Source organism: Parabacteroides sp. Marseille-P3160 (assembly GCF_900162725.1).
Classification (GTDB): domain Bacteria; phylum Bacteroidota; class Bacteroidia; order Bacteroidales; family Tannerellaceae; genus Marseille-P3160.
Genome location: NZ_LT799418.1, coordinates 1,467,759 through 1,474,830 on the forward strand (window position 1 = coordinate 1,467,759; position 7,072 = coordinate 1,474,830).

Genomic DNA, 7,072 nt, shown 5'->3' on the forward strand with positions numbered 1-7,072 from the left:
TCGTTCCCTTATTCCTTCATTTTTTGATAATACTTCGGTTCATATCCGGGAAATAATTCGGGATGGAAAACGAAAGCCATATCTTGCAAGATATAATCCGGATGGATCGGCAGGTCTTCGTAATAGGTGCTTTTTCCCGTATTGCATTCATAGATACTCCGGTTTTTAAATGCGGTGAAATAACTGTAAGGCTTGTATTCGTTTGCTAAGCGGAGATAGGTGAGGTCTTCCATATTATTATACTTGACCAGCCATATTTCCGCCTCTCCCGCCTTATCGAGTACTGTTTCGAATGCCAGCGGCAAGGCTCCGGTAGAAGAATCATCCGCCCAGATGTAATTTGCTCCTGCATCTTTGACCATATTCGCTAAAAAACTTTTTCCGCCTGCAATATACCAAACATTTCCATATTTCAGGTCCATAAAAACGCTCGGACTCCGGTCTACCTGTTTGGTTTTTTCGCATATGGCCCGGTAGCGGCCAACTGTTTCATGGAAAAGCGAGTCTGCCAACGCTTCTTTGCCGATAAAAAGCGAGTAGAAACGGATCCATTCGGCGCGTCCCAACGGAGATGACTCCATATAATCGGGCGTTTCGATCATCGGGATTCCTGTCTTCTCGACGTTTCCGTAGGGCATTCCCTGGATCGGAGTTGCGAATATGGCATCCGGTGAAAGCATTATCACCCTTTCTATATCGGGGTTGCCTGCCATTCCCAGGTCGGGAATCCGCCCTTCGGCGACCGCCTGTTTAATGTACGGGATGTCGATGTATTTGGATTCACAAACTCCTTTGATAATTCCGATCGATTGCAGTTCCTGTAACGTGGCACAGTGGATGGTGGAATAAGCTACTACGTTAGTCAGAGGTGTGCGGATCAGTTTACCGGAGGGAAGGGAGGCGGGTAGGGAGGCGGACTTTTCAACCAAGACATACTGCTGCAGCACGCGGATGGTATCCCACGGATCACGCACCGTGACCACCGTGTAGTCCGGCTGCCTGTTTACCTGGAATCCCCGGGCATATTCGACGGTATAACCCATCGCCCCGTTTGTGGCGGAAGTCTCCTTCTTTCCTCCTCCGCACGCAAACAGGCAGAAGAGGAGAGGAAGAAGGAGCAATTGGGAAAGAACAAGCCTCTTTTTCATGAAAGCGGCTTAATTTTTAGGAAAGAAGGCTCCTGCAACATTGAGGCCGACTTGGAACTTGTCTTTCAATACTCCTGCCGAGGTAAATACATACATGTCGCCGCTTTCCACAGAATTAGATGTACCGATATAAATATCCCCGTTGGAAGGATCGACATTCAGCGAGCAGAAGGATTTTACAATCGTGCCGTCTGTAACGAAGCTGGTTTGCGACAATTTTTCCTCTACGGCGTCATAGGTGAAAAATTCGGCGGTAATGGGATTTGCCGAGTAGGGAGATACGACTCCATAAATTTTATCTCCTGCCGGATTGATCGCCATAAAATGGGCTGTCGTAATAGTGGTTACCTGATCTGTCGCTCCGTCGATTCGTTGCAGAGTATAATTAGGGTAGGTCCATGATATTAAATAAACATCTCCTTCTTTGTCAGAAAGTAATTGCACTGGGTCAGGCGCAACTTCTATGTCTTTCGTTTTTGACATAGTGGCCGGATCGACTACCGAGACGGTTTTATCATAGTTGGGGTAGTTCATCCCGCCCGAATTGGCAACGTATAGCTTGCCGTTGGTAATTGTTACATATTCCGGATTATTGCCTACTTTCACGTCTTTTACCACCTGAAGGGAGGTCGTGTCGATCTGGGCTAAATAGCCATCATAGTACGTTACATATACTTTCCCTTGATACGTAGTAAAATATCTGGGGTTTTGCAAAGTTCCGTTCTTTTTCGATTCGATGGTCTGGATCTGCTTCCCGGCCCGGTCGAGTACACGGATAATGCCCGAGTTATAGACTGCGACATAAATTTTTGAGCCGTAAATAACCATGTCCTGTCCGGTGTCTCCCAATTTCAAGCCCTCATTTGCCGTTTCGAAAACTTCCTGGTACTTTTTTTCTTCACTGATATAATACCCAAGCTCTGCATTATTGGAGGTGAATTTTCCCTGGTTCAAAATATAAGCGCCTTCTTTTTGCCACCATTCTTTTTCAACGGGAACTTCGGGTTCATCATTGTCTGAACAGGAAATGAACGCTGTTGCAAATGCTGCAAATAATACCGTTTTCAATAAAAAAAATCTTGCTTTCATAATTCTCATTTTTAAGTTTTTAAAAAGTCCATGCGGCCGATACCCGGAAAGAATGCCCGGGCATCGGGTAGGATTGTATAATCTCGTAATTCTCATTCGCTAAATTCAGGAAATCGGCCTGCAGCCGCAAAGCTGATGATTCGCTAAAGGCAAACGTCCGGTTGACGGAAACGGTATGATCCCAATAAGGATCCAGCCGGTTGCGCCGGATATTCTCAAGAAAAGAATACCTTACGCCGGAAGCCACAACGCTATAAGACAAGTTTATCCAGGGAGTCAGCAAGCTCACCGCCCCGTTTCCCGAATGTTTGGGAGTGTAAGGGATCTGCGCTTTGTAGTTTTTCGCTTCGGGATTTGTCAGGTCGATGGCCGATTGATAGCTATAGGAACCGTTGACGCGGAGCGAAAGGCATTTCCCCAGAAGTACCGACATCCCGACGTTGATGTCTACGCCTTTGATGTCCACGGACCCGACATTCATCATTTTCCACATGAAGAGCGTCGGTGAAATGGCCGCTATCTTGTCTTCGACTTTATTATAATAAACATCGGCTGATACATCTACCCAGTCTATGGCATCGGACAGTTTTCCTATCCAGGTCGTCCCGATATTGTATTGTTGGGCATTCTCCGGGCGAAGTTCCGTATTTCCTATGCGGAAATAGTAAAGGTCATTGAATGTCGGCAACCGGTATATGTTTTTATAGTTTCCTCTCAGATGCCAGTTCGCTGCCGGTATCGGACGCCAGGAAAGGCTGACGGCGGGGGATAGCTTTTTCTTATCGTCCGGCTTTTCTCCCGTCTTCACGCTTTCATGGGCGAAGGTCGCAAGCAATCCGGTGATGAAGATCAGCCTGTCTGTTTCGTATTTCATCCGGAGCGCCGACAGTGATGTCGTTCTTCCGGGATCCTGTCCGGAATAGTTTATCTTTAAATCATTGGATGACAAGTCTTGCCCCAGGGAAAAGTGAAGGTGGCGGATGGGCTTGTAAAGAAGAGTTGCCGACGCGTAATATTCGCGTTGGGTATAAATGTTATCTACATAGCCGTCGATGTAATTGCCATAATCTTTATAAAAGGAGTAGGAGCGGGTAAACTTGGCATTTCCCTTGATGGAAAAGCATTTGCCCAACTCATTCTTATAGGATGCCTGGACAAATAGATCTTTGTCTTTAAGCCGGTCGTCTGCCTCTATGTTATAGGAGATGGCACTTCCCGGAAGTCCCCGGTCGGAATGGAAATAATTTCCCTTGACCCGCAAGTCGCCGCCTTTCCCGAAAGAGCCGTAGAGATTGAGTTCTCCGCGCAGGATATCTACGTCGGAGTTCAGGCGCTTGCGGCGTTCGATCTCCGCACCGTTGTTGAAGTCGAAAGGATAATTTCCGTCCGCCCGTTGCCATTCCCCGTTGGCCGAATAGGTGAACACCGGGGTTAGTTGTTGTGTGAAAGAGAGGAAAGGAGCGAATAGCCCGAACGAACCTGTACGGGTCTGTACCGTGCCTGCCTGCTTCTTGCCTTCAAAGGTGGGCGTCTGAGTCTCGATGGACAGGATGCCGACCGAGGCGAAACTGCGTGCAGGCTGGAAGATGTCGTCCGACTGCCCGATGGCAATGCTTACGGTCGATATGTTCTCCAATGAGAAACGGCCGATGTCGACCTGCCCGGATTGTACGTCGCTAACAGCCACTCCGTCATAGGTTACGGCGGTATGTTGCGCTCCGAAGCCGCGTATGGATACGGTCTTCAGTCCGCCGATACCTCCGTAGTCTTTTACGGATACACCTGCAAAACGGCGGACGGCATCCGGAAGCGACTGGATACCCAATTGATTGATTTCTTCGTGTGTTATCCTCTGTAAAGGAGCGGTTGCCCGGCTGATGGAGGGCATGGCTTTCGTTTTTACCTCCACGGGCGCTAAGTATTGCGTACGGATAGAGTCCTTCCGTTGCGCAACTGCAGATGCACAAAATAAAAACAGAACCCCTGCCAGCAGAGTCCGATAGTCACATTTTTGTCTCATAAAAGACGCGATAGGTGTCAATCCGTATAAGTTTTTCTGGCTCGTCCTCGAAAGCCATTTGAAATTAGTTTGTTTTGCAGGTCTTCTGACTTACTCTACTTTAGCACATCCTTCCCGGAATCCGGAAAACCGGCTTTGGTGCCTGTTTCCTTTCTTTCCAGTGGCCTGGGTTTGTCTAAAGCCTTAAAAGAGCTTACAGCAGCGGGACTGTCCAGGACTTTCACCTGATTCCCTTTTCATCCGGATCACGAACGGGATCTACGGAACAAAACAGTACAAAAGTAATGATTTTTACTATTAATATCTACTTTTAGCTACTTTTCTTAGGAGGTAAAGCCTGTATATATCAAAAAGAATTTAACTTTGCAGCATATAATGGTTACAAAAGGAAAGACTATGAAACGTTTGGTATTTGTATTTATGGCAATTCTGTTGGCTGCAGGTGTAGCATCTGCCCAACAAAAAAGCGCTGCTATCGTAGCAAGCGAAACAACGCATGATTTTGGTGATATAAAAGAATCGGCCGGCCCGGTTAGTTATACTTTTAAAATAAAGAACGAAGGGGAAGTCCCTTTGGTTATTACCCGTGTCGTAGCGTCTTGCGGCTGTACGACCCCGGCCTGGAGCAAAGAGCCGATCGCTCCTTCAAAAGGAGGAGAGATCAAGGTTACTTTCGACCCGAATGGCCGTCCCGGTCCATTTACAAAACCGGTTTCGGTTTACAGTAACGGAAAGACCGGCAGCTATATCTTAACCATTAAAGGGAATGTGATACAGTAAAGAATGCATTACCTGAAGCTATTACTCGGTATTGTTGCTTGTTTGTTCTGGGAAGGGGCAGCCGTATCAGGGCAGAATACAGCGCAAATAGCCGTTGATAACAAGAACTATGATTTCGGAACGATCAAAGAGGAAGACGGGCCTGTCAGCCATGTCTTTGTCGTCAAAAATATCGGGACGGAGAACTTGGTAATCAAGGGAGTATTGGCTTCTTGTGGTTGTACGAGACCGGAATGGCCGTCCGCCCCGATTGCTCCCGGCAAGACGGGGGAAGTATGGGTGGCCTACGATCCGAAAGGCCGTCCGGGCCCTTTCTATAAGACGATTAATATCATGAGTAATGCAGCCGACCGGAGAGTTACTTTATCTATATCCGGTGAGGTCGTCGCTAAACCGGAGCGGCCGGTCGTCACTTTTATTCAGAAAGTAGGTCCGCTGGAACTAAGCAGAAACAATATCTCATTTTCCATTGTTTCCCAGAATGAAACGCGGAAGGAACGCCTTTGGGTGAAGAATTCAGGAACGCAGGCGGTTACCGTCCGGTTGGAAAAGTTGCCTTCCGACCTGAATGTTACCGCTGATTTCGATACGTTGAGGCCGGGCGCCGTCCGGGAGGTTCTGATATCGATTCATCCGGGACAGAAGAAGCTGGGACATGTTTCCGTGCCCGCCGTCCTGTCTGTTTTCCAAGGAAAGAAGGAAATTCAGAGACAGGATTTCCCTATTAGTGCCAATATTGTGGAAGATTTCAGCAAGCTTACGGCTGAACAAAAGGCGAAAGCTCCTTCTATTCAACTTTCGGGTACCATGCTTAAGCTCGGGAAAGTATCCGAAAAGGGTTGGCTGTTCGGACTGTTCGGAAGCGATGCAACCGGGATAGTTGAAATATCTAACTCGGGGCAATCCCCTCTCCTTATCCATAGCATTTCGTCAGATCGACAGGAACTGTTGGAGATCGGGAAACTTCCCAAAAAGATAGACGCAGGGAAAACCGCCATACTCAAAGTGAAATTGAATCCGAAAAAGTTAGAATCTTCATTGGATGCTTTGATTACCCTTGTATGTAATGACCCGAACGGTCCCGTTCGTCAAATTAAAGTGACGGCGGAAAAAGAAAAATAAAGATGGAATATCCGGAGAATGATGCCCAATATAAAGGATTGAGGGTGAATAAGGGGATCGGAAATGTTCCCACCGTTAATCCGTATTTCAAGCCGAAGGCGCGGCAGAAAACCTATTCGGCGGGAGAGTTTGTGGAGGCCATTCTGAAGGGAAATATCACGATGCTCAGTCAGGCGGTTACTTTGGTTGAAAGTACACGGGAAGAACATCAGAACTTAGCTCAGGACATTATTGAAAAATGCCTGCCTTTTTCCGGGAAATCGGTTCGTGTCGGTATCACCGGAGTTCCGGGAGCCGGCAAAAGTACCTCCATCGACGCCTTTGGAATGTACATCCTGAAACAAGGGCACCGGTTGGCAACCTTGGCGATCGATCCGAGTAGTGAACGCACGAAGGGGAGCATTTTAGGTGATAAAACCCGTATGGAAGCCCTCTCCCGTGAGAAAAATGCATTTATCCGTCCTTCTCCAGCCGCCGGTTCTTTAGGTGGCGTGGCGAGGAAAACCCGTGAGACGATTATCCTTTGCGAAGCCGCCGGCTTTGATACCGTTTTTGTCGAAACCGTAGGCGTCGGGCAAAGCGAAACCGCCGTTCATTCAATGGTCGACTTCTTTTTGTTGATCCAGTTGGCCGGAACGGGTGACGAATTACAGGGTATCAAGCGGGGAATCATGGAGATGGCGGATGGCGTTATTATCAATAAGGCGGACGGCGACAATATCGAAAAAGCCAAAATGGCTGCATCCCACTACCGGAACGCCTTGCATCTTTTCCCTCCTACCGCTTCCGGCTGGATTCCGAAAGTCCTGACTTATTCAGGCTATTACCAGATAGGGATCAAGGAAGTCTGGAATATGATCCTGGAATATATTAAATTTACGAAAGACAACGGCTATTTCGAACAGAAACGGCG

The 7,072-nt window shown here is 47.7% G+C and carries 6 protein-coding genes and 1 riboswitch; of the genes, 3 read left to right on the forward strand and 3 right to left on the reverse strand.

The window, feature by feature from the left end:
- Nucleotides 1-8 precede the first annotated feature (8 nt).
- The 3 genes from BQ8014_RS05955 to BQ8014_RS05965 are packed head-to-tail and all read right to left on the reverse strand — an operon-like array spanning nucleotide 9 to nucleotide 4,257.
- Nucleotides 9-1,148: an ABC transporter substrate-binding protein gene (locus tag BQ8014_RS05955; protein WP_080903571.1), complete on the reverse strand. Its 1,140-nt coding sequence runs from the start codon at nucleotides 1,146-1,148 to the stop codon at nucleotides 9-11.
- Nucleotides 1,149-1,157: 9 nt separating this feature from the next.
- Nucleotides 1,158-2,237 (reverse strand): YncE family protein, encoded by a 1,080-nt coding sequence (locus BQ8014_RS05960; RefSeq protein ID WP_080903572.1) that lies wholly within the window; start codon nucleotides 2,235-2,237, stop codon nucleotides 1,158-1,160.
- Between the two features lie 19 nt (nucleotides 2,238-2,256).
- A complete protein-coding gene (locus BQ8014_RS05965) occupies nucleotides 2,257-4,257 on the reverse strand; it encodes a TonB-dependent receptor plug domain-containing protein (RefSeq protein WP_080903573.1) in 2,001 nt (666 codons plus the stop codon).
- A gap of 57 nt (nucleotides 4,258-4,314) precedes the next feature.
- Nucleotides 4,315-4,543, reverse strand: a riboswitch (cobalamin riboswitch).
- Between the two features lie 110 nt (nucleotides 4,544-4,653).
- Between BQ8014_RS05965 and BQ8014_RS05970 the strand changes: the two genes are divergently transcribed.
- From BQ8014_RS05970 to meaB, 3 genes are all read left to right on the forward strand, one after another.
- Complete coding sequence (locus BQ8014_RS05970) at nucleotides 4,654-5,037, forward strand: DUF1573 domain-containing protein (RefSeq protein WP_080905841.1); 384 nt, start codon at nucleotides 4,654-4,656, stop codon at nucleotides 5,035-5,037.
- Nucleotides 5,038-5,040: 3 nt separating this feature from the next.
- The gene (locus BQ8014_RS05975; protein WP_080903574.1) at nucleotides 5,041-6,159 is read left to right on the forward strand and encodes a DUF1573 domain-containing protein; all 1,119 of its coding nucleotides are present in this window, start codon (nucleotides 5,041-5,043) and stop codon (nucleotides 6,157-6,159) included.
- A gap of 2 nt (nucleotides 6,160-6,161) precedes the next feature.
- Nucleotides 6,162-7,072: methylmalonyl Co-A mutase-associated GTPase MeaB (meaB, locus tag BQ8014_RS05980; RefSeq protein WP_080905842.1), on the forward strand; the 911-nt coding region annotated here is incomplete at its 3' end.